A 379-nucleotide genomic window follows, 5' to 3' on the forward strand; every position below is an offset into this window, starting at 1 on the left:
GCCATGTCGAGCCACAGTCTCTGCCATAGCGGCACATGATCCCGGCCGACCGTCCGGCGGGCGGCCGCCACCGTCAGGGACCGTGATGTCCTCAGTGCCGAGATCGCGATCGCGGCCACCACGACCAGACTGCCGATCGTGGCCGCGCCGATGACGGGAAGCAAGGTCGCGGCGTCGAAAACGGGCGACCCGGAATATGCGGTGAACGCGAGCGCGCCTCCCAGCCCGAGGGTGGTCGAAACCACGCTCACCGCAAGCGGCTCCGACAACCACAGCAGCATGGCTTTCCGATCCGCAGCACCGTGAATGCGCAGCAGCGACTGCTCCTGGATCCGCAAGCCCGATCCCGCATTGGCGAAGGACACGGTCAGCATCATGG

Annotated in this window: 1 protein-coding gene; it reads right to left on the reverse strand. The window is 67.0% G+C overall.

Annotated elements, in window-relative coordinates:
- Nucleotides 1-365, reverse strand: a 365-nt coding sequence (locus AC1D0P_RS31735; RefSeq protein ID WP_477680356.1) for an FtsX-like permease family protein, incomplete at its 3' end; no start/stop codon positions are given.
- Nucleotides 366-379 lie beyond the last annotated feature (14 nt).

The organism is Polaromonas sp. P1_G2, assembly GCF_056405515.1.